Annotated in this window: 20 protein-coding genes and 2 pseudogenes; 16 read left to right on the forward strand and 6 right to left on the reverse strand. The window is 41.0% G+C overall.

The features are described from left to right. Positions 1 to 18: 18 nt before the first annotated feature. Positions 19 to 375: a four-helix bundle copper-binding protein gene (locus RMB06_RS16510; protein WP_063098449.1), complete on the forward strand. Its 357-nt coding sequence runs from the start codon at positions 19 to 21 to the stop codon at positions 373 to 375. Between the two features lie 644 nt (positions 376 to 1019). Here RMB06_RS16510 and RMB06_RS16515 read toward each other — a convergent pair. The 3 genes from RMB06_RS16515 to RMB06_RS16525 all read right to left on the reverse strand — a co-directional run bounded on the left by RMB06_RS16515 (position 1020) and on the right by RMB06_RS16525 (position 4403). Then, positions 1020 to 1427, reverse strand: coding sequence for a GFA family protein (locus RMB06_RS16515; RefSeq protein WP_005076906.1), 408 nt, complete (start codon positions 1425 to 1427; stop codon positions 1020 to 1022). 27 nt (positions 1428 to 1454) lie between these two features. Further along, positions 1455 to 1856 carry a Cu(I)-responsive transcriptional regulator gene (gene cueR, locus RMB06_RS16520; RefSeq protein WP_017399425.1) on the reverse strand — a complete coding sequence of 134 codons (402 nt, stop codon included), beginning with the start codon at positions 1854 to 1856 and terminating at the stop codon, positions 1455 to 1457. Between the two features lie 75 nt (positions 1857 to 1931). Further along, positions 1932 to 4403, reverse strand: coding sequence for a heavy metal translocating P-type ATPase (locus tag RMB06_RS16525; RefSeq protein WP_311080376.1), 2472 nt, complete (start codon positions 4401 to 4403; stop codon positions 1932 to 1934). A gap of 166 nt (positions 4404 to 4569) precedes the next feature. On the opposite strand from RMB06_RS16525, the gene RMB06_RS16530 reads away from it, so the two are divergent. Then, complete coding sequence (locus RMB06_RS16530; protein ID WP_079748319.1) at positions 4570 to 4770, forward strand: heavy-metal-associated domain-containing protein; 201 nt, start codon at positions 4570 to 4572, stop codon at positions 4768 to 4770. A gap of 57 nt (positions 4771 to 4827) precedes the next feature. Here the strand turns inward: RMB06_RS16530 and mobR are convergent, their stop codons facing one another. Next, positions 4828 to 6498, reverse strand: a complete 1671-nt coding sequence (mobR, locus tag RMB06_RS16535; RefSeq protein ID WP_311080379.1) for a phenol degradation transcriptional regulator MobR — start codon at positions 6496 to 6498, stop codon at positions 4828 to 4830. A gap of 369 nt (positions 6499 to 6867) precedes the next feature. Here mobR and RMB06_RS16545 point away from each other — a divergent pair, with 369 nt between their 5' ends. The 7 genes from RMB06_RS16545 (at position 6868) to RMB06_RS16575 (ending at position 12589) form a co-directional block, all read left to right on the forward strand. Further along, positions 6868 to 7155, forward strand: coding sequence for a phenol 2-monooxygenase (locus tag RMB06_RS16545; RefSeq protein ID WP_014206219.1), 288 nt, complete (start codon positions 6868 to 6870; stop codon positions 7153 to 7155). Between the two features lie 21 nt (positions 7156 to 7176). Next, positions 7177 to 8175, forward strand: a complete 999-nt coding sequence (locus tag RMB06_RS16550; protein ID WP_311080382.1) for an aromatic/alkene monooxygenase hydroxylase subunit beta — start codon at positions 7177 to 7179, stop codon at positions 8173 to 8175. An 11-nt stretch (positions 8176 to 8186) separates the two neighbouring features. Continuing rightward, positions 8187 to 8453: an MmoB/DmpM family protein gene (locus RMB06_RS16555; protein ID WP_000049450.1), complete on the forward strand. Its 267-nt coding sequence runs from the start codon at positions 8187 to 8189 to the stop codon at positions 8451 to 8453. A 45-nt stretch (positions 8454 to 8498) separates the two neighbouring features. Next, positions 8499 to 10025: an aromatic/alkene/methane monooxygenase hydroxylase/oxygenase subunit alpha gene (locus tag RMB06_RS16560; RefSeq protein ID WP_311080383.1), complete on the forward strand. Its 1527-nt coding sequence runs from the start codon at positions 8499 to 8501 to the stop codon at positions 10023 to 10025. Positions 10026 to 10084: 59 nt separating this feature from the next. Next, positions 10085 to 10447, forward strand: a complete 363-nt coding sequence (locus RMB06_RS16565; protein ID WP_057062320.1) for a phenol hydroxylase subunit P4 — start codon at positions 10085 to 10087, stop codon at positions 10445 to 10447. 14 nt (positions 10448 to 10461) lie between these two features. Then, positions 10462 to 11523, forward strand: coding sequence for a phenol 2-monooxygenase domain-containing protein (locus tag RMB06_RS16570; RefSeq protein ID WP_311080386.1), 1062 nt, complete (start codon positions 10462 to 10464; stop codon positions 11521 to 11523). A 184-nt stretch (positions 11524 to 11707) separates the two neighbouring features. Further along, positions 11708 to 12589, forward strand: a complete 882-nt coding sequence (locus RMB06_RS16575; RefSeq protein WP_311080388.1) for a transporter — start codon at positions 11708 to 11710, stop codon at positions 12587 to 12589. Positions 12590 to 12638: 49 nt separating this feature from the next. Here RMB06_RS16575 and RMB06_RS16580 read toward each other — a convergent pair whose 3' ends face one another. Continuing rightward, complete coding sequence (locus tag RMB06_RS16580) at positions 12639 to 13598, reverse strand: LysR family transcriptional regulator (RefSeq protein ID WP_017386346.1); 960 nt, start codon at positions 13596 to 13598, stop codon at positions 12639 to 12641. A 44-nt stretch (positions 13599 to 13642) separates the two neighbouring features. Beyond that, a pseudogene (locus RMB06_RS16585) lies at positions 13643 to 13772 on the reverse strand (hypothetical protein). Between the two features lie 104 nt (positions 13773 to 13876). On the opposite strand from RMB06_RS16585, the gene benA reads away from it, so the two are divergent. The 7 genes and pseudogenes from benA to RMB06_RS16620 all read left to right on the forward strand — a co-directional run bounded on the left by benA (position 13877) and on the right by RMB06_RS16620 (position 22043). After that, on the forward strand, positions 13877 to 15259 hold the full coding sequence (benA, locus tag RMB06_RS16590; RefSeq protein ID WP_068563719.1) for a benzoate 1,2-dioxygenase large subunit: 1383 nt from the start codon (positions 13877 to 13879) through the stop codon (positions 15257 to 15259). Beyond that, positions 15256 to 15775, forward strand: a pseudogene (gene benB, locus RMB06_RS16595) (benzoate 1,2-dioxygenase small subunit). Before benA ends, benB begins: the two are co-directional and overlap by 4 nt. A 52-nt stretch (positions 15776 to 15827) precedes the next feature. Then, positions 15828 to 16844, forward strand: a complete 1017-nt coding sequence (benC, locus tag RMB06_RS16600; protein WP_311080390.1) for a benzoate 1,2-dioxygenase electron transfer component BenC — start codon at positions 15828 to 15830, stop codon at positions 16842 to 16844. An 18-nt stretch (positions 16845 to 16862) separates the two neighbouring features. Beyond that, positions 16863 to 17648, forward strand: a complete 786-nt coding sequence (locus RMB06_RS16605; protein ID WP_311080392.1) for a 1,6-dihydroxycyclohexa-2,4-diene-1-carboxylate dehydrogenase — start codon at positions 16863 to 16865, stop codon at positions 17646 to 17648. 57 nt (positions 17649 to 17705) lie between these two features. After that, positions 17706 to 18899 (forward strand): benzoate/H(+) symporter BenE, encoded by a 1194-nt coding sequence (gene benE, locus RMB06_RS16610; protein ID WP_311080394.1) that lies wholly within the window; start codon positions 17706 to 17708, stop codon positions 18897 to 18899. A 478-nt stretch (positions 18900 to 19377) separates the two neighbouring features. After that, the gene (locus tag RMB06_RS16615) at positions 19378 to 20736 is read left to right on the forward strand and encodes an aromatic acid/H+ symport family MFS transporter (protein ID WP_311080396.1); all 1359 of its coding nucleotides are present in this window, start codon (positions 19378 to 19380) and stop codon (positions 20734 to 20736) included. A gap of 44 nt (positions 20737 to 20780) precedes the next feature. Further along, a complete protein-coding gene (locus tag RMB06_RS16620; protein WP_311080398.1) occupies positions 20781 to 22043 on the forward strand; it encodes an OprD family outer membrane porin in 1263 nt (420 codons plus the stop codon). The last annotated feature ends 52 nt before the right edge of the window (positions 22044 to 22095 follow it).

Below are 22095 nucleotides of genomic sequence, written 5' to 3' on the forward strand. Positions count from 1 at the left end.
TTCGACAGGAGAACTTTTATGGAAACTCAACAAGAAACCAACTCTTCTTTATTTTGTAATGCTTCTACCTCAATTCAAGCATGTATTGAATGTATGATTGCCTGCAAAACATGTGCAGCAGCATGTTTGCAAGAAGAACATGTAAGTATGATGCGTGAATGTATTAAGCATTGCATGACATGTGTAGAAACCTGCCAACTTTGTACGTCTTTAGAACTCAGAAACTCTGAGCTAGCAGAATCAGCTATGCAACTTTGTGCGAACGCTTGTCAACTTTGTGCAGCAGAATGCAGTAAACATGACCATGAACACTGCCAAGTTTGTGCTAAAGCATGTCTTGCTTGCGCACAAGCTTGTCTGGCATATCGTTCCTAAGTGGTATTCACAACTTTAAGCCTACGCAATCTTTAGATCGTAGGCTAATTAAAATATTTTAGATAACAGTAAATTAGATATTTTTTATTTAAGCTGATTACAATTTTTACTTTTTTACAGGCATAAAAAAAACCCGCATCTTGGGGAAAATGCAGGCTCTTAGATCTCCCACAACGACCATGAGTTCATTATTAAACTTGAACTTTAAACCGTTAACCAAATGTACCCTTAATAAAAATAAATTGCAATACAGAAAAGTCTGTATATTTGAAATATTTTATTATTTTTACATTAATTTTTCATAAATAGTTTAAAAGTATAAGATATTTCCAAATAAGAAATAGCTTTTTTACAGGCATTAAAAAAGCCCGTTTCACGGGCTTTTTTAATGCCTGTAAAAAAGCCCGTTTCACGGGCTTTTCTGCAACGGTGAGCAATGTAAGCGTTGTGTCTATCCAACTCTTGTTTGCTCTTTGCTAGCTATATGTAAGGTCTTATCGTATCTTTTGCCCTGTCCCAAGTTTCCCTGTGGATCGAGGAGATATTACGATTACCTTAGGTACAGTTATAGCACATTATTTATTCATGACTAGTCTTGTTCACGTTTTTTTACAAATGAACAAAATACGATCTAACCTTAATATTTAAGGGTTTTCTACCCCATTTGGATATTGGCGAGCGTCATCACAAATTGGATACCACTTCACTTGTGAATTGACAAAAGCATGAGAGATGACTGGCGTCGATATTTCTTCATTAATAAGTCCGACCCTCAGGCGTACCACTTCTGGCTTATCTAGACGTTCACTCCAGATCGGTGAACCGCAAGTTTTACAGAACACTCTCTTTTTGTTTGGAGAAGCAAAATACGCTTGCAAAAGATTTTCACCCTGTACAATCTCTAAATCGCTTTTTTGTACTTGAGTGATGGCAGCAAAAGCAGCCCCTTGTGCTTTTTGGCATTGCTTACAATGACAAACCATAATGGGATTTAATTCAGCATTAATGCTGAGTTGAACACCATTACAAAGACAAGAAGCTGTATAAATCATGATTTTACCTTTTTATTTTTATGGGATTTAGCTTACACCCACCCCTTTTTCAATATGATCTAAAATGGCACAAGAAGCCTTTTGGTCGCCACAGCAATCATCGGCAGAAGCCTGTAAAATATTAACCATTTCTTGTAGGTGTGCAATTTTTTGCTTTAATTCGGCAATGTGTTTGACGGTTAAGGCTTTCACCTCTGCACTATGCCGATCAGTATTTTTCCAAAGCGAAATGAGTTCTTTCATCTGTTCAGATGAAAAACCTAACTCTCGGGCATGTTTTAAAAAGTTTAAAGTTTTAAGGTCTGTTTCTGAATAAATGCGATAGCCTGAAGCAGAACGCTGAGCTGCTTCAAGTAAACCGATTTCTTCATAGTAGCGAATCATTTTCGCCGAAATGCCCGAATGTTTGGATGCCTGACCGATATTCATCTCACACCTCAAATACTAAATTTGGTTTAAGATCTGCTGTCATGATCTTAAACCAAAAGTTGATTTTCAGCACGCTTACTCTACTGTCGCATGAAAGCGTTTTAAGCGTAATGCATTACCTAAAACAAAAATCGAAGAAAGTGCCATTGCACCTGCTGCAAACATTGGCGAGAGTAAAACGCCAAATGCTGGATATAGCGCACCTGCTGCAATTGGAATTAGGGCTACGTTATATACAAATGCCCAGAACAGGTTTTGACGTATGTTCCGCATGGTGGCTTTACTTAATGCAATTGCATTCGGCACGCCTTTTAAACTACCTGACATCAGCACCACATCTGCAGCTTCAATGGCAACATCTGTGCCTGTACCAATGGCTAAACCGACATCTGCTTGCGCCAAGGCTGGTGCATCGTTAATGCCATCACCTACAAAGGCCAAACGACCATATTGTTTTTGCAGTTGGCGAACTGTGTCCACTTTGCCTTCGGGTAAAACCTCTGCCACAACTTCATCAATGTTCAGCTTTTTGGCAATTGCTTGCGCCGTATGACGGTTGTCTCCTGTAATCATAGCAACCTTGAGACCTAATTGATGCAAGGCCTCAATCGCAGCATAGGTTGTTTCTTTAATTGGGTCTGCCACAGCAATAATTGCCGCAAGTTTTTGATCAATAGCAACGTATAGCGGGGTTTTGCCTTCTTCACCTAACTGAGCAGCAATCGCTTGGAAAGAGTTGGTGTCTAAACCAAGTTGGTGCATATAACGGTCTGCGCCAATTTGTACTTTTTGGCCTGAAACTTCTGCTTCAATACCTGAACCTGTAATCGAGTTAAATGCTGTTACTGGTAATAAGTTTAAGCCTTCACTTTCTGCTGCTTGAACAATTGCGAGAGCAATTGGATGTTCAGACTTAGCTTCGACTGAAGCAACTAAAGTCAGCACTTGTTCCCGCTCAAAACCTGATTGCACATTAAAATCAGTCAGTGTCGGTTTGCCTTCAGTGAGTGTGCCCGTTTTATCAACTGCAACTACTTGCGCTTCTTGTAAAAGCTGCAAAGCTTCACCTTTACGGAACAAGACACCTAACTCAGCACCACGTCCAGTACCAACCATAATAGAAGTTGGTGTTGCAAGTCCCATCGCGCAAGGACACGCAATAATCAGTACTGCAACGGCATTCACTAAACCAAAAGTCAGCGCAGGTTCTGGCCCAAAAATAAACCAAACCAAGAAAGTAATTGCAGCAATTAACATCACTACAGGTACAAACCACATAGTGACTTTATCGACCAAACCCTGAATCGGAAGTTTAGAACCTTGGGCTTGTTCAACCATACGAATAATTTGTGAAAGTACAGACGAGCTACCCACTGCGGTTGCCCGAATGTTCAGTGTTCCGTTTTGATTGAGCGTGCCTCCAACCACCTGCTGTCCCACTACTTTTTCAACAGGAACTGGTTCACCCGTAATCATAGATTCATCAATATAGCTGTGCCCTTCAACCACTTCACCATCGACTGGCACACGTTCACCCGGACGAATTTCTACGATAGTTCCACTGACCACTTCAGCAACAGCAACTTCAACCACTTGACCGTCACGTTGAATACGAGCTGTTTTAGGCTGCATTCCTACCAAATGTTGAATCGCTTGCGAAGTACGTCCTTTAGCTTTGGCTTCAAAATAACGTCCGAGTAAAATTAAACTGACAATAACGGCAGCCGCTTCAAAGTAAACATTGACCGTGCCTTGTGGTAACACATGCGGCATAAAGGTTGCTACGACCGAGAAACTGTAGGCAGCCAAGGTTCCAACTGCCACTAGCGAGTTCATATCTGGTGCCAAACGCCACAGGGCTGGAATCCCTTTTTGGTAAAAACGGCGACCTGGAAAAACGAGCACTAATGTGGTCAAAGCAAACTGTAAAAGCCAGCTATTGTATTGACCAATCGTGTCCATGATCCACATGTGAAAAGCTGGAATGAGATGTGAACCCATTTCCAAAATAAACACAGGTAAGGCCAACACAATCGAAATGATCAAATCTTTTTTTAGCTGATCTAACTCTGACGCTTTTTTATCGAGTTGCTCATCTTGATTTTTTTCAGATGCTTTAGCGTCGTAACCTGCTTTTTTAACAGCGCGAATTAAGTCTTCAACATTAACTGATGCATCTGCTTGTACCCAAGCCTGCTCTGTTGCTAAGTTGACCGTAGCTTGTTGAACACCGTCTACTTTTTTAAGGGCTTTTTCTACACGTGCAACACAAGATGCACAGGTCATGCCCTCAATAGACAACTCAACTGGCGCAGCTTTGGGAACATCATAACCTGCTCGTTCAACTGCTTTAACCAGTGCTTCGCGCTGGATTGGTTGATTTGAATAAACAACCGCTTTTTCTGTTGCCAAATTAACATTGGCAATCTCTATATTTTCAACTTTTTTAAGAGCTTTTTCGACACGACCTACACACGAGGCACAGGTCATGCCTTCGATTGGAAGTGTTTCACTATATGCTGGCAATTTTGTGGTTTTTGAGTCCATCAAACACCTCTGCAAATCTGCAAAATTTAATATTCTGTATTGAGCATACAGATTCCCATCATGGGAAGGTCAAGCATATTTTTTTAAAAATTTGGTCTTGACCTTACAATCATGACAAGGTTTAGACTCAGTGTTATCCAAACAAACATCTCATTCTTGATGGAGTATGAATATGAAACTACTTATTGAAAATATGACTTGTGGTGGCTGCGCTCGTGGCGTGACTGCAACGATTCAAGATGTCGATCCAAATGCAAAAGTAGATGTAGACTTAGCCACCAAAATCGTGACTGTTGAAAGCAGTGAAAGCGTCGATAAAATTACCGAAGCACTTGAAGAAGATGGTTTCCCAGCTCAAGTGCAATAATGAATAAGGCCTAACATTTAAAGTTAGGCCTTTATTTTTGAGCTTGTTGATATTGACTCAAAGCTGAAATTTTTTAATTCGATAATCCAGTGCTGCCCGAGTTAGCCCTAATAAACGTGCCGCTTCTGACACATTATGATTTGCCTTTTTTAAAGCCGTTAAAATTAACTGCTTCTCGTGTTCTTCTAAATTAAACTCTGGTTGTAATAATTTTTCAAAGTCAGTTTCAACAGCTACAGCCTGCTCTGGGTCATGCTTAATCTGTGGGAAAATGGCATTTAACTTAATCAGTTGCTGATCATCCGTTAATAAAACCGCCCTTTCTAATAAATTTTCCAACTCACGAATATTGCCCGGCCATTCATATTGCTGCATAAAAACTTTGGTCTTTTCACTTACACCCTGAATGGTTTTACCGTACATTTTTTCAAAGCGATGAAGAAAGTGTTCAATCAATAAAGGAATATCTTCACGGCGCTCCCGCAAAGGTGGAATCTGAACTGGAAAAATATTTAAGCGATAATACAAATCTGCCCGAAATCGTCCTGTTTTCACCGCTTGCTCAAGATCTTCATTGGTTGCTGTAATTACACGAACATCTAAAATACGAGTTTGTGAGTCTCCTACTCGCTCAAATTCACCTTCTTGCAAAATGCGTAATAGTGCTGCTTGTGCACGAGGTGAAAGCTCAATCACTTCGTCTAAAAAAATAGTACCGCCATTGGCTCGTTCAAACTTACCCAAGCGAGACTGATGTGCCCCCGTATAGGCACCTTTTTCTACCCCAAATAACTCAGACTCAATTAACTCTGGCGGAATCGCTGCACAATTTACCGCAATAAAAGGTTGGTCTTTTCTTTGGCTATTTTCATGAACTCCTCGTGCAAAAGCTTCTTTACCAACCCCTGTTTCGCCTTGTAGCAAAATAGAAACTTTCGAACCTGCTGCTTTTGTTAATAATGCACAGACCTGTTTATAAGATGCTGACTTACCCACAGAACTAAATAATTGGTAATCGGCTTCACTGTCGCTATAAATTGATTTTTTTAATTCAAACAGTTCAGCCTGCAATGCAATCAGTTCTTTTTCCATAGGTTCGGGAGACATGAACTGAATCAGCTCATCAGCATTTTCCCACTCTTCTAAAGGCTTACCGATAATACGGCAATGCTCGTGGCCGCAAGCTTTACACTCTATTTCTTGATAAATAATGGTCATGCCCGTCGCAAAACTACTGTAGCCGCACGCATAACCAAGAAGCATCCAGCATGCAGGTTCATCACTTGGACCAAAATGCTCTAAATGCACATCGGCTTCAAAAGAGTTAAGCCAATTTAAATCGGCATAAAACTGTTTTTTATCGTGGCTTAAATTGAGCTGGTTGGCCTGTACTTGAACCATTCCGCGAATCGCATGCATTTGTGGACCCGCCATAAAAGCATCGTGTTCATTTAAATCGGGACGCATTTTTGTTGTAACTTCTGCATCTTTTAATCCAGCTTGATACCCCAATCGAATAAAAAAACGCTTGGTTCGTTCAAGTCCAATCATGTGCGCTAAATCTTTACGCAAATACCCCATAATGCTGGTGTGTAAAAGCAGCATCCGATATTCATCAAACCAGATTTGGCCGTGGGCAGTATCAAAGTGCAGTTTAGACAGCAGATCATGAATTTCTTGCGGATGATCTGCGTATCGTCCCGTTGTATCGTATTTTACTCGAGCCATGAGTGATCTGTTTTAATCCATTAAACACATTTGGGTTTTATCTCATCTTATCGAAGAACCAGATAAATGTCCTAGTACCTTAAAGACATAACTTCATACTAAAAAAGTATTTCTAAATCTCTCCATTTAAAGCCTCAAACAATCTAAAAAGAAATTTTTACGACCCTGTTCATCAAATCATGAATATCTCTATTTCACCATTCAAAAAAATTCATGAAATAGTGAATTTTTAAAATACCTTACTTTCCATAAAAATCTTAATTAATTGTTTTTAATTATAAAAATAAAGTTGGCATAGCTTTTGTAAAGCTTATAGCGAGAGCAAGGAGCATTCATCAATTTCAAGACCATGTCTTGATGGAGTACAGCATGACGCAACCTCAAGTCGAAGCATTAACCAAATATATTCGGGTCACTGGCGACTTAAATGCAGAGTTTATTGAGTTCGATTTTGCCATTCACGACCCAAGTCTATTTGTGGAACTGGTTTTGCCTAAACATGCATTTAAGGATTTTTGTAAGACCAATCAAGTGGTTGAAATGACCCAAGAACAGCAAGCTTTTAATGATGCTCAGGAAGAAAAATGGCGCTATGGCACTGAAGCAACCTTAGTCGGCACGCAACGTAATAGCAACGATCAAGATGATCAGATGTAAAAAATATAAGGAGATAAAGCCATGACTTTAGAAATCAAAACGTCAAATGTCGAACCTATTCGCCAGAACTACGCCTATATCGAAAGACGATTTGGTAGTAAGCCAGCAACTCGATATCAAGAAGTAAGTTTTGATGTACAGGCAGAAACTAACTTTCACTATCGTCCTTTGTGGAAACCTGAAAAGACCTTAAATGATAAAACCCATACTGCCCTGCAAATGCAAGACTGGTATGCATTTAAAGATCCACGTCAATTCTATTATGGAACTTATGTTCAGCACCGTGCGCGTTTACAGGACACAGCCGAAAGTAATTTTGCTTTTTTTGAAAAACGTCAGCTTGCAGAGCATTTGTCTGACGAAGTCAAAGCCAAGGTTATTGAATGCCTATTGCCATTTCGCCACGTTGAACAAACTGCAAACTTACACATGATGTCTGGCAGTGCCTATGGTTATGGCACCGTACTTACCCAAGCTTGTATTTATGCCGCGATGGATCATTTAGGAATTGCGCAGTACATCTCACGGATTGGCTTAGCTTTAGATGGCAACAGCGGCGACTCACTACAGCAGGCAAAACAGGCTTGGATGCAACATCCTGCATGGCAAGGCTTACGCCGTCTGTGTGAAGAAAGCCTCACCGAGCAAGACTACTTCAAACTCTTTTTATTACAAAATCTTGTGATTGACGGCTTTGTGACCGAGCTTGTTTATCAACAGTTTGATGAGTGGTTAGTGAGTCAAAATGCTCGTGACTTAGCCATGCTGACTGAATTTATGAAAGACACTTTAGGTGATTTACGTAAGTGGTCAGACACCGTCATTAAAACTGCGGCAGCAGAATCCGATCATAACAAACAGCTATTAAATGAATGGTTCACCCAGTCTTTAGCTCAAGTAAAAGCAGCCTTTACACCTTGGGCAACAGCAGCCTTAACAGCAGATGCAGTCGATCAAGCAGAACAAGTTGTGATTGATCGCGCAAAAAAACTCGGCCTACAACCACTTACAAATGCTTAAGGAGAAGCAACATGTCTAAAGTCTATCTCGCGTTACAAGACAACGATACTTCACGCTACATCCTCGAAGCGATTGAAGAAGATAACCCTGAAGCTTCAATTCAGTATTTACCCGCCATGATTCGCATTGAAAGTGAAACTGATTTGGTCATTAAAGCCGAAACCGTATCTGAAAAACTAGGCCAAGATTGGGACATCCAATCGTTACAACTCAACATGATTACGCTGGGCGGCAACGTCGAAGAAGATGACGATACTTTCCGCCTTCATTGGAATTAATCACAACATAGACGTTGTTTAACAAAGATTTAAGGATGATCAATCATGACAACTCAAACGAAAGAAACCAGCAAAAAACTAAATGCTAAAGATCGTTACTGCGCATTAACCCGTGATCTGGACTGGGACTTTTCTTATGCTGACCGTAAAGATGCCTTCCCTTATGAAGAGTTTGAAGGCATCAAAATTACTGACTGGTCTAAATGGGAAGATCCATTCCGTTTAACTATGGATGCTTACTGGAAATATCAGGCAGAAAAAGAGAAAAAACTTTATGCCATTTTTGATGCCTTTGCTCAAAACAACGGTCAGATGAATGTCAGCAATGAACGCTACTTAAATGCGATCAAACTTTTTTTAACGGCGGTGACTCCACTTGAATATCAAGCTTATCAAGGCTATGCACATGTAGGCCGCCAGTTTAGTGGTATTGGAGCACGTATTGCTTCTCAGATGCAGTCGATTGATGAACTGCGTCATGTACAGACTCAAATTCATGCCATGAGCCATTACAACAAGTTCTTTGATGGTTTTCAGGACTGGGCGCATATGCATGACCGCGTTTGGTATTTGTCTGTGCCTAAATCATTTTTTGAAGATGCCCGTTCTGCTGGCCCTTTCGAATTTTTATTAGCCATTAGTTTTGCTTTTGAATATGTACTTACCAACTTACTGTTTGTTCCGTTTATGTCGGGTGCAGCTTATAACGGCGATATGGCAACCGTGACCTTTGGTTTTAGTGCGCAGTCTGATGAAGCGCGTCACATGACGCTTGGTCTGGAAATCGTAAAATTCTTGCTCGAACAACATGAAGACAACGTGCCGATTGTGCAGGAATGGATTGATAAATGGTTCTGGCGTGGGACGCGTTTGCTTTCAATTGTGGGCATGATGATGGATTACATGCTGCCAAACAAAGTGATGTCTTGGAAAGAAGCGTGGGAAGTTTATTTTGAACAAGCAGGCGGTGCGCTATTTAAAGATTTAAGCCGTTATGGCATTCGCATGCCGAAATATAGCGATGTGATTGTGAAAGAAAAAGAGCATGTCTCACATCAGGCATGGTGGATTTTCTATAACTTCGGTCATGCTGCTGGTTTCCATACATGGATTCCAACCGACGAAGAGATGGATTGGTTATCGGCTAAATATCCAGACACTTTTGATAAATACTACCGTCCAAAATGGGAGTTGGCTCGCAAAATGGAAGCTGAAGGTAAACGCTTCTATAGCGCAGGTTTACCGCAACTTTGTCAGGTTTGTCAGATTCCAATGACCTTTACCGAAATGGGCGATGATCCGACTCAGTTTAGTTATCGCCATAGCATCTACCAAGGCGAACGCTACCACACCTGTTCAGATGGCTGTCATGACATTTTCGAACGCGAGCCTGAGAAATATATACAAGCATGGCTACCTGTAAATCAAATTTTACAAGGTAACTGTGGTAGCGGTGACCTCGAAACTATGCTCCGTGATTATTACCGCATGAATGTGGGTGCCGACAATCTGGATATTGAAGGTTCTCCAGACCAACAGCGCTGGAAAAAATGGAAAGGCAACGCAGCTTAAGCACAAGGAATTGTTCAGGCAGTCATCAAGCTGCCTGATCGGAAATAAGGAGATTGAACATGACTGTTCGCGCGATACACAACAACTATCAATTTGAACCGCTCGATCTGCAAAAAAATTATGGCGATCAATTCTTACTTTACGTGGGTTGGGATCATCACACCCTTTTTTGCTCGGCACATGCCATGCTTGCCTCACCTCAACAAACTTTTGGACAGTTGATTGAGCAACAAATTACAGGTGGTTTTGCTCAACATCCAGATTTTGCCAAAATTGATTGGTCAAAAGTGCAATACACCTTAGATGGCCAAACAATTAGCCCAGAGAGTACACAAAGCTTGGCAGAGCTTGGTTTTGGTCATAAGTCATTACTTCGTTTCGTTACGCCAGAATTAAATGGCTATAACGACAGCTACGTTTAATTCGGAGGTGTGTCATGAGTTATCAAGTCACCATTGAACCGATCGGGACAACGATTGAAGTAGAAGAAGATCAAACCATCTTAGATGCCGCTTTACGCCAAGGCGTTTGGTTACCCTTTGCCTGTGGTCATGGCACTTGCGGGACCTGCAAGGTTCAAGTCACCGATGGTTTTTATGATGTTGGTGAAGCCTCGCCATTTGCACTTATGGATATTGAACGTGACGAAAATAAGGTGCTTGCCTGCTGCTGCAAACCACAATCCGATATGGTCATTGAAGCCGATGTTGATGAAGACCCAGATTTCTTAGGCCATTTGGTTCAAGACTATCAAGCGACCGTAATTGAAATAAAAGACCTGTCGCCAACCATTAAAGGAATCCGACTACAACTAGATCGGCCAATCGAATTCCAAGCTGGTCAATATATCAATGTCCAGTTCCCAGATATTGAAGGAACTCGTGCTTTTTCAATTGCCAGTTCGCCAAGTGAAGTCGGCATTGTTGAGCTGCATATCCGTAAAGTTGAAGGCGGTGCAGCGACGACTTATGTACATGAACAACTTGCCACAGGTGATCAGCTTGATATTTCAGGCCCTTATGGTCAATTTTTCGTACGCAAGTCAGATGATCAAAATGCCATTTTCATTGCAGGTGGTTCAGGTCTTTCAAGTCCACAATCGATGATTTTAGATTTACTTGAATCTGGAGATAGTCGCACGATTTACCTCTTCCAAGGAGCAAGAGACTTGGCAGAGCTGTACAACCGAGAATTGTTTGAACAACTCGTAAAAGACTATCCAAACTTCCGTTATATCCCTGCTCTCAATGCACCAAAAGTAGAAGATCAATGGACTGGATTTACTGGATTTGTGCATGAGGCTGTTGCCGATTACTTTGAAAATCGATGTGGTGGACACAAAGCTTATTTGTGCGGCCCACCCATCATGATCGACTCGGCAATTTCAACTCTCATGCAAAGTCGCTTATTCGAAAGGGACATTCACACTGAACGCTTCTTAAGTGCAGCAGATGGCGCTGCTGGACAATCGCGTTCAGCTTTATTCAAACATATTTAAAGATAAACCTTTAAGCACTCGGCTTTTTCAAATGAGCTTTGTATTTGTAATTTAGAAAGAAAATACAAAGCTCATAGGAGTTCTGCATCCCAAATTTTTAGATTAAACAGACTTAAGTTTTTAAAGACCGTTAAGGAATAACGTTTTTTAGTGACAAGCCAAACAACACAGAATAGGACATTCTATGAATAACAAAATTGCTGCAATCATATGTGGTGTAATCAGCACCCTTTACCTTCCTTCTGCATTTGCGACAGAAAACGGCTCGGACTCTTTTGCCTTAGGTGCCGAAGGTATGATGGCGGGTGCCCTACCACCTGCTGGTGTCTACTTACTCAGTTATTATCAAAATTATCACGCATCAGAGTTTCAAAATGATCCCGATCAGTTCCATGTTGATGTCAACGCCGTGGTTCCACGGTTGGTCTGGATGACCGATCAAAAAATTATGGATGGACAACTCGGGTTTTATGCAGCCCAGCCATTGGTTGATCTAAGACTCGAAGTAAATGGAATGGCTGACTCAAACCAAGGTCTCGGAGACTTGATTTTGGGTGGTATGCTCGGCTGGCATCAAGGAAATCATCACTGGATTGCAGCCCTAGAAACTGTGCTCGGGACAGGAGAATACGACACTCCAAGTACGACACATCCAGTTGAAGCTAATCTCGGGAAAAACTATCACACCATTCGACCGATTATTGCCTATAGTTATGCCAACGCAGTAGGTTTAGATCTTTCAACTAAACTTTCTTATAGCTGGAATACACGTAACGACGCGACCGACTATAAGTCTGGACAATACATTGCGGGTGACTATAGCTTAGGTTACCGCATTAACCCCAAACTCAAAGTTGCAGTTGAAGGCTATGCTTTTAAACAAACCACAGATGACAAAGTAAACGGAAGTGACATTGGGTTTAAAGGACAAGCTTTTGCAATTGGGCCAGGCATTCAATATGCCGATAAAAACTGGTCTATCGAAGCCAAATTTCTAAAAGAAACCGAAGTCGAATATCGTCCCGAAGGCCATACCAGCTGGCTAAAACTGATTTGGGCTTTCTAAAACACATCAACGCATAGCTTCATCCTTTGAGGCTATGAACTTCTCTTATTTAAAAATCGATACCGTTTGAATCATCTATCGGGTTTTGATCGAGTGTAAAGACAGTCCGTTGATAAGGTATCCCTTCTAAGTCATAAACCTGATAAATACAATCAAACAGTGACTGTAAATCTTCACTTCGGTCCATTGCCCGTGCTGTAATAAAAATTGGGCTGACCGCGCCGTTATCTAAAATCGGAATATAGTTTAAGTGTGGAAATCGAATGGTATCTGCACTTGCTGGAATAATGCAGATCCCTTCTCCCGCTGCCACTAAGCCCAAAGCCAACTGAATCTCTCGTATCTCATGCATATTTTTTGGAACCAAACTATGCTCAGCAAAAATATTCAAAAGCTGAGTCGAAAAATTAGGTTTCGGCGAAGTGGGATACATAAACATCTTTTCATCAATCAAGTCAGCTAGATATACCCCTTCCGTGCGCTGTGCAATTGGATGGCTGGTATGTGCAGCCACTACTAAACGCTCTTTACGTAAAAGAATACGTCTTACAGCAGGATCACTAATTCTTAAACGTCCAAAACCGACATCAATACGTCCTTCTTTTAATGCCTGTAGCTGTTCAGTAGTACTTAACTCCATGAGCTGAATATTCAGATGGGGTTGCTGCTGGCGAAATAAATAAATAATTCGAGGTAACAAACCATAGAGTAAAGACCCAACAAAACCAATGGTCATACTTCTTTCGATGAGACCAATACGCTTGGTCATACTTTTTATTTCTTCAGCATTCGACAAAAGTTTAACGGCGTGCTGGTAAAAGAAATGCCCTGCTTGTGTAGTTTGTAAAGGACGACTTCCACGCTCAAACAGTTGAATGCCAAGCTCGCTTTCCAGATTTTGAATCTGTCGACTCAAAGGTGGTTGAGCAATAAATAGTTTTTCGGCTGCCTTTGTAAAGCTCTGTTCTTCAACGACAGCCACAAAATACCGTAAATGTCTTAGTTCCATAAGGTTTCCATACCTTTAAGATATAAAAAAATGCAAATTCAGTCTTAGACACAGTTTAACCATTCTTTTAAGGTATATACAAGCAACAAACCGATGAAGTGATGAATTGCTTTGTGAACAAGCCTTCTTGCCAATCTTCCAGTGATTCATCTTCATCAATTCACGGTTAAACACCCAGCGCACTCATGCGCTTCATTGACAATATTAGGATATCAAGACCTTGTAGAGTAGCTAAGGCCTTGGTGACTTCCACACTTTTGGAAAGTCGGAGAACGGACATGCCACGTATTCCTGTAATCAATACTAGCCATCTTGACCGTATTGATGAATTACTTGTCGATAATATCGATACAGGTGAATTTAAACTTCATCGCTCAGTGTTTACTGACGAAGCTCTTTTTGACCTCGAAATGAAATATATCTTCGAAGGCAATTGGGTTTACTTAGCGCACGAAAGCCAAATTCCAAACAATAATGACTACTACACCACTTACATTGGTCGTCAGCCAGTCATTATTGCACGTAACCGTAACGGTGAATTGAATGCCATGATCAATGCGTGTTCACACCGCGGAGCACAACTTTGCCGTTACAAGCGTGGTAATAAAGCAACGTATACTTGCCCTTTCCACGGCTGGACGTTTAACAACTCAGGTAAATTACTCAAGGTTAAAGATCCAAGTGAAGCAGGCTATTCTGACTGTTTTAACCAAGATGGCTCACACGACCTTAAAAAAGTGGCTCGCTTCGAGAGTTACAAAGGTTTCTTATTTGGTAGCTTAAATCCCGATGTTCCTTCACTTGAAGAATTCTTGGGAGAAACCACCAAAATCATCGACATGATTGTTGACCAGTCTGAACATGGTTTAGAAGTTTTACGTGGTTCATCTACCTATACGTATGAAGGCAACTGGAAACTCACCGCTGAAAATGGTGCTGATGGTTATCATGTTTCTGCTGTTCACTGGAACTATGCAGCAACGACTCAACACCGTAAAGAAACTCAAGCTGCTGATAACATTCGTGCGATGAGTGCAGGTTCTTGGGGTAAACAAGGCGGTGGCTCGTATGGCTTTGAAAATGGCCACATGTTGCTGTGGACACAATGGGCAAACCCAGAAGACCGTCCAAACTTCCCGAAAGCAGACGAATACACCGAAAAATACGGTGAAGCGATGTCGAAATGGATGATTGAGCGTTCACGTAACTTGTGTCTCTATCCAAATGTTTATTTGATGGATCAGTTTGGTTCGCAAATTCGTGTACTTCGCCCACTTTCGGTTAATCGAACTGAAGTCACCATTTACTGTATCGCACCTAAAGGCGAAGCACCTGAAGCTCGTGCACGTCGTATCCGCCAATATGAAGATTTCTTTAATGCATCAGGCATGGCAACACCAGACGATTTAGAAGAGTTCCGCGCTTGTCAGGCAGGCTACGCAGGTATTGCACTTGAATGGAATGATATGTGCCGTGGTTCAAAACATTGGATTTATGGACCAGACGATGCAGCAAACGAAATTGGTTTAAAACCCATGTTAAGTGGTATCAAAACTGAAGATGAAGGCCTGTATCTGGCCCAACATCAATATTGGTTACAAACCATGAAACACGCGATTGCATCAGAGAAAGAAATTGCTGATCAGGGAGAAACAGCATGAGTACTCAAGACAAAGCAACTTTAGAAAATATTGCTCAGTTTCTCTATCGTGAAGCTCGTTTTTTAGATGATGAACAATGGGATGACTGGCTTGAATGCTATGCGCCAGAAGCTTCATTCTGGATGCCAGCTTGGGATGATGACGATAGATTAACTGAAGACCCTCAATCTGAAATTTCACTTATTTATTATCCAGACCGTCAAGGTTTAGAAGATCGTGTGTTCCGTATTAAAACTGAACGCTCATCAGCAACCATGCCAGACACACGCACAAGCCACAATATTGCCAACGTTGAAGTTCTCGATCGCGACGGCGACAAAGTTACTGTTCGCTTTAACTGGAATACCTTGAGTTTCCGTTACAAGACAAATTATAGCTATTTCGGTATGTCACGTTATGTGATCGATTTTTCAGGTGATCAACCAAAAATCTTGAGCAAGTATGTCGTTTTGAAAAATGACTACATCAATCAAGTCATTGATATCTACCACCTTTAAGACATACCCCCTCAGTTAAACGGACTGTTGGCTGAGGGTAAAAGTTTCAAATATTTTGTAGGATACATGCCATGTCAAACCACAATATCGCACTTCAATTTGAAGATGGTGTTACACGTTTCATTAACGTAGCTCAAGGCGAAACCCTATCTGACGCAGCCTATCGCCAAAAAATTAATATTCCTTTGGATTGCCGTGATGGTGCATGTGGAACTTGCCGCGCATTTTGCGAGTCTGGAAGTTATGACATGCCAGAAGAAACCTATATTGAAGATGCATTAACCCCAGAAGAAGCTGAGCAAGGCTATATTCTTGCTTGCCAATGTCGCCCAACTTCCGATGCGGTATTCCAGATTCAAGCATCGTCAGATGTCTGTAAAACAGAAATTCATAGTTTCCAAGGTACTTTAGCCCGCGTTGAAAACTTATCAGATTCAACCATCACTTTTGACATTCAACTTGATGAAGGCCAACCGGATATTCATTTCCTTGCAGGCCAATACGTTAACGTTGCAATTCCTGAAACTGGCGAAACCCGTTCATATTCATTTAGCTCAAAACCGGGCAATCGTTTAACGGGCTTTGTGGTCCGTAACGTACCGAATGGCAAAATGAGTGAATTCTTGAGTAAGAATGCTCAAGCTGGTGACAAAATGACATTTACCGGTCCATTCGGTAGCTTCTATTTGCGTAATGTAGCGCGTCCTGTGCTTATGCTCGCAGGCGGTACTGGCATTGCCCCATTTATGTCGATGTTACAAGTGCTTGAAGAAAAAGGTTCAGAACAACCTGTTCGTTTAGTCTTTGGCGTAACCAATGACTTTGATTTGGTTGCTTTAGATAAACTTAATGAATTGCAGACGAAATTCCCATGGTTCGAATACCGCACTGTGGTCGCAAACCCTGAAAGTAACCATGAACGCAAAGGCTATGTGACTGGTCATATTGAAAGTGAATGGTTAAATGGTGGCGACGTCGATGTTTATCTATGTGGCCCAGTACCAATGGTAGAGGCTGTACGTGGCTGGTTAGAAACTGAAAATATCAAACCTGCTAATTTCTTGTTTGAAAAATTCTCTGCGAATTAATAGGTGGAGAAGTTATCTATGTCAAACCGTCAAAGATTTACTAATAAAGTCGTGATTGTTACGGGTAGTGCACAAGGCATTGGTCGTGGCGTAGCACTACAAGTTGCAGCTGAAGGTGGACAAGTCGTCATGGCTGACCGCTCTGAATATGTCGAGGAAGTTCTCAAAGAAATTCAGCGTACAGGTGGGGATGCTGTCACGATTAATGCTGACCTTGAAACCTATGCAGGCGCGCAAGCAGTAGTTGCAAAAGCCATTGAACACTATGGCCGGGTAGATATCCTGATTAATAACGTAGGCGGCGCGATCTGGATGAAACCTTTTGAAGAGTTTTCTGAAGAAGAGATCATTAAGGAAGTAAATCGCTCATTGTTTCCAACTCTATGGTGTTGCCGCGCTGTGTTGCCCGCCATGATTAAGAAACAAGCAGGTGTGATTGTAAATGTGTCTTCAATTGCAACCCGTGGTATTAACCGTATTCCCTACTCTGCATCTAAAGGTGGTGTAAATGCTTTAACGGCATCGCTTGCTTTTGAACATGCCAAAGACGGAATTCGAGTCAATGCCGTTGCGACTGGTGGAACCGAAGCACCACCTCGCAAAGTGCCACGAAATGCCAATCCGTTAAGTCAAAATGAAAAAGACTGGATGCAGCAAGTAGTTGATCAAACCATAGATCGAACATTTATGGGTCGTTATGGCACAATTCAAGAACAAGTCAATGCAATTTTATTTCTTGCATCAGACGAAGCATCATATATGACTGGCTCGGTTATTTCGGTCGGAGGTGGAGATCAGGGTTAACCCTGATCTTTTTGCATGATTGGGTAAATAACATGATTTGCATGGAGGCAATCACACATGGCAACCCTGTTAAAGACATTAAAAAATGACTGGTCCATATCAGCAACAGTTGCTGGCTTTCTTGCGGTTTTAATTTCTTACTCAGGCCCACTGATTATTTTTTTCCAAGCTGCTCAGCGTGCTCATGTGTCCACCGACATGATGGTGTCATGGATTTGGGGAATCTCAATTGGTGCTGCCGTTTCAGGTATTTATCTTTCGATTAAATATAAAACGCCTGTCATAACCGCGTGGTCCGCACCAGGCACTGCCCTGTTAGTTACCTTATTTCCAAACGTCTCGTTGAATGAAGCGGTAGCCGCCTATATTACTTCTGCCATCGTTATTTTTTTAATTGGCGTTACAGGTTACTTCGACAAATTACTCAAGTGGATTCCGCAAGACGTCGCTGCGGGCATGATGGCTGGTATTCTTTTTCAATTCGGTATTGGTCTATTTACTGCGTCTGATAGCATGCCTTTTATTGTTTTTAGCATGCTCATTGTCTTTTTAATTGCCAAGCGTTTAATGCCACGCTACACCATGATTTGGGTGTTAGCTGCCGGAGTTTTATTAAGCCTCATTTTAGGCAAAATGAACCCAGTTGATTTGAGTTTTAGTTTAGCGATCCCGCAGTGGATTAGCCCAGAATGGACATGGAACTCAACACTGAACCTCGCTGTCCCTCTCATTTTAGTCAGTCTAACTGGTCAGTTTTTACCGGGTATGGCAATTATGAAACTCAGCGGTTACGACACCCCAGCCAAACCCATTATTACTGTCACTAGTATTGCCTCTTTAGCTGTTGCCTGTGTCGGCGGTATTACAATTGTGCTTGCCTCAATTACAGCTGCTTTATGTATGGGCAAAGATGCGCATGAACTGAAAGAAAAACGCTATATCGCAGGAATTGCCAACGGAATTTTTTATATTTTAGGAGGCTTATTTGCTGGCAGTATTGTCATGCTATTTAGCTTACTTCCTAAAGAACTGGTCGCAGCACTGGCTGGTTTAGCCTTGCTTGGAGCGATTGCGACCAATATTTCTGTTGCCATGAAAAATGACAATCAACGTGATGCTGCGCTTATTACCTTTTTAGCCACAGCATCAGGCATGCATTTTCTAGGATTAAGCTCAGTTTTTTGGGGTATTTGCATTGGTGTAATTGCCCATTTCATTCTCACACCACGCTCAACTCCAACCACACATTAAGTTTTTTATCTAAGTGGCCCCCACTAAAATCAAACCTCAATCGCCAAATCAGGATGCAAATAATTTGCTAATTCTGATTTGGCGATTTTTATTAAATATAGATTAAATTTAATTTTTAAAATGAATCTCTAAAATAATTAAATAATAGACTTTAGTATTTTGTTTTTATATTTTCACCTCAATTTTTAATATAAATTTAGCAATATTTTTAAGAGTGATTATTATCAATAAAATCTATAAAAAAACATCTATAAAATCCTTAAAATTCTCACAATACAATATTTAACCCTATTTTAAAGATACAACAAAGTTAGCTAAAACAATAAAAATAAATATATATTTTTCAAATAATTAAATCAATAAAAGCACAATACCTTAAAGACATAAAGATATATCAATTAGGTTTTTGACTCTAATCCAATAACAAAATAGTTTATTAAAAAATAACGCGATGCTTCACAAATTGGAGGTGAAGAAAATGGATACGAGCAAGGTTAATATTAATGAGTTAATTGATAAAGCCAGTTTTACATCTTTTCATTGGAAAGTTTTAATCTGGTGCTTACTTATTATTATTTTTGATGGATATGATTTAGTTATTTATGGGGTTGCTCTTCCTCTGTTAATGCAGCAATGGTCATTAACTGCGGTAGAAGCTGGTTTACTCGCCAGTGCTGCTCTATTCGGGATGATGTTTGGTGCCATGATTTTCGGCACACTTTCAGACAAACTAGGGCGAAAAAAAACCATCCTGATTTGTGTCACCTTATTTAGCGGATTTACCTTTATGGGTGCCTTTGCCAAAGGACCAACAGAGTTTGCTATTTTGCGCTTTATCGCAGGTCTTGGGATTGGTGGCGTTATGCCAAACGTCGTCGCGCTTATGACTGAATACGCACCCAAAAAAATCCGCAGTACATTAGTCGCAATCATGTTTAGTGGCTATGCTATTGGCGGCATGACATCTGCTCTACTCGGTGCATGGCTCGTGAAAGACATGGGCTGGCAAATCATGTTTTTAATTGCAGGTATTCCCCTGTTATTGCTCCCACTGATCTGGAAGTTTTTACCAGAGTCTCTCGCCTTTTTAGTGAAATCAAACCATAGCGAGCAGGCGAAAGGTATTGTTAGTAAAATTGCGCCTCAAACTCAGGTAAACGCCAGTACACAACTGGTGTTAAACGAAAGCACCACAACAGATGCACCTGTCCGTGCGCTTTTCCAACAAGGCCGTACCTTCAGCACATTTATGTTCTGGATTGCTTTCTTTATGTGCTTACTCATGGTGTATGCCTTAGGAAGCTGGTTACCTAAACTCATGCTTCAAGCTGGCTATTCATTAGGTGCAAGCATGTTATTCCTGTTTGCACTTAATATTGGCGGCATGGTCGGTGCAATTGGTGGCGGTGCTTTAGCAGACAGATTCCATTTAAAACCGGTTATTACGATCATGTTTATTGTGGGATCAGCAGCTTTAATTCTGCTTGGCATTAATAGTCCGCAATTTATTTTATATAGCCTGATTGCAATTGCTGGCGCTGCCACAATTGGTTCGCAAATCTTACTCTACACTTTTGTTGCGCAGTTCTATCCGACCGCACTTCGTTCAACTGGCATGGGCTGGGCATCTGGAATTGGCCGTATCGGCGCGATTATTGGACCAGTTTTAACCGGAGCCCTACTCACACTTGAGCTTCCTCACCAAATGAATTTCTTAGCGATTGCAATCCCGGGTGTAATTGCTGCACTTGCAATATTTATGGTCAATCTAAAAGCCTCTGTTGCCGCACAAACGCCATCAACTTTTAACCCTCAAAACACGCTTACCCAGCAGTAAATATAAATGCGCCGAGGACTGGCGCATCTTTTTGGAAATGGATTATGGAATTACTACACCACTTTAAACCATGTAATTTAGCAATAGCCACATTACTCGGGTTATTGACTAGCTCAAGTTTATGGGCAGCAGATACGGCTCAACAAAGCGAAGATGAATGGAAGTTCACGCTAAAGAATGCCTATATCAACCGTAATTTTGATAATGATGCACTTAAAGATACTGGCAGTTGGTCTCAGGCAGCATCGCTATTTTATAAATCGAAAATGCATGACACCCCTCTGCAAATTGCAGACAAGCCTATTACCATTGGTGCCGATGCTTCTGTTCAATACGCCGTGCGCTTGAGTTCAGACAAACACGTCGCTGATACAGTTTTGCCTTTTAATAAAGAAACTCAGTCACAAGCATCGGACTTTTTAAAATACGGCGCCACTTTAAAACTGGGATATGACAAAACCCTTTTAAGTGTCGGTGAACTCTGGCTAGATTTACCCGTAACAGCTGTGGATGCAAGCCGACAATTGCTTGCTTCATATTGGGGAACCAATCTTAAGTCGCAACTTTCAGATCAGCTCTATGCAGAAATTGGTCGGGTTGAAAAAGTCTCTCCACGAAATGAAGAAGATTTTAAAAAGTTTTCTTTTACAGCGAACGGCATTACCAAAGAATCTGATGGTTTAAATTACATAGATCTGCGCTATCAATTTACGCCGTCACTCAAGGGTGAATACTATTTTGGTAATTTAGAAGATCTCTACAACAAACACTATGTAGGGCTTGAGCATAATTGGAAACAACCTAATTTTGCCCTTACCTCTAAATTTAAATACTTCAATGCAAAAGATGACGGCAATACTTTTGATATTGATGCGCAAAACATTGGGGTGCTAGAGACTCTTAAAGTAAAAAACCATACCTTTGGTTTGGGTTATCAACAGATTATCGGTGAGTCGGCTTACCCTCTACCAGATGGCTTTTTACCAGAGACCTATTTCATTAACTGGAATGCTACTGGTTTCTTTAAAGAAGATGAAAAGTCTTATCATGTGATGTATGGCTACGACTTTAAAGATTATGTTCCGGGCTTAAATGCAATGGTTAAATATGTCTATGGCCATGATTTTAAAACGGCCAATGGCGAAAAAAATCATGAAACTGAGTCGAATGTAATTTTAAACTATGCGTTTCAACAGCCGTTCTTAAAAGGGGTTGCCCTGCAATATATTCGTATTGATTACAATGTTAAACATGGCAATGATTTTGGCGAAGATCGCCTGTTTGTAAACTACACCAAAAAGTTTTAATAACTTTTGATTCAATCTAAGCGGGCTAATATTTAGCTCGCTTTATTATTTT

Origin of the sequence: Acinetobacter sp. V104_13 (assembly GCF_031798995.1) — a bacterium.
Lineage (GTDB): Bacteria > Pseudomonadota > Gammaproteobacteria > Pseudomonadales > Moraxellaceae > Acinetobacter > Acinetobacter pittii.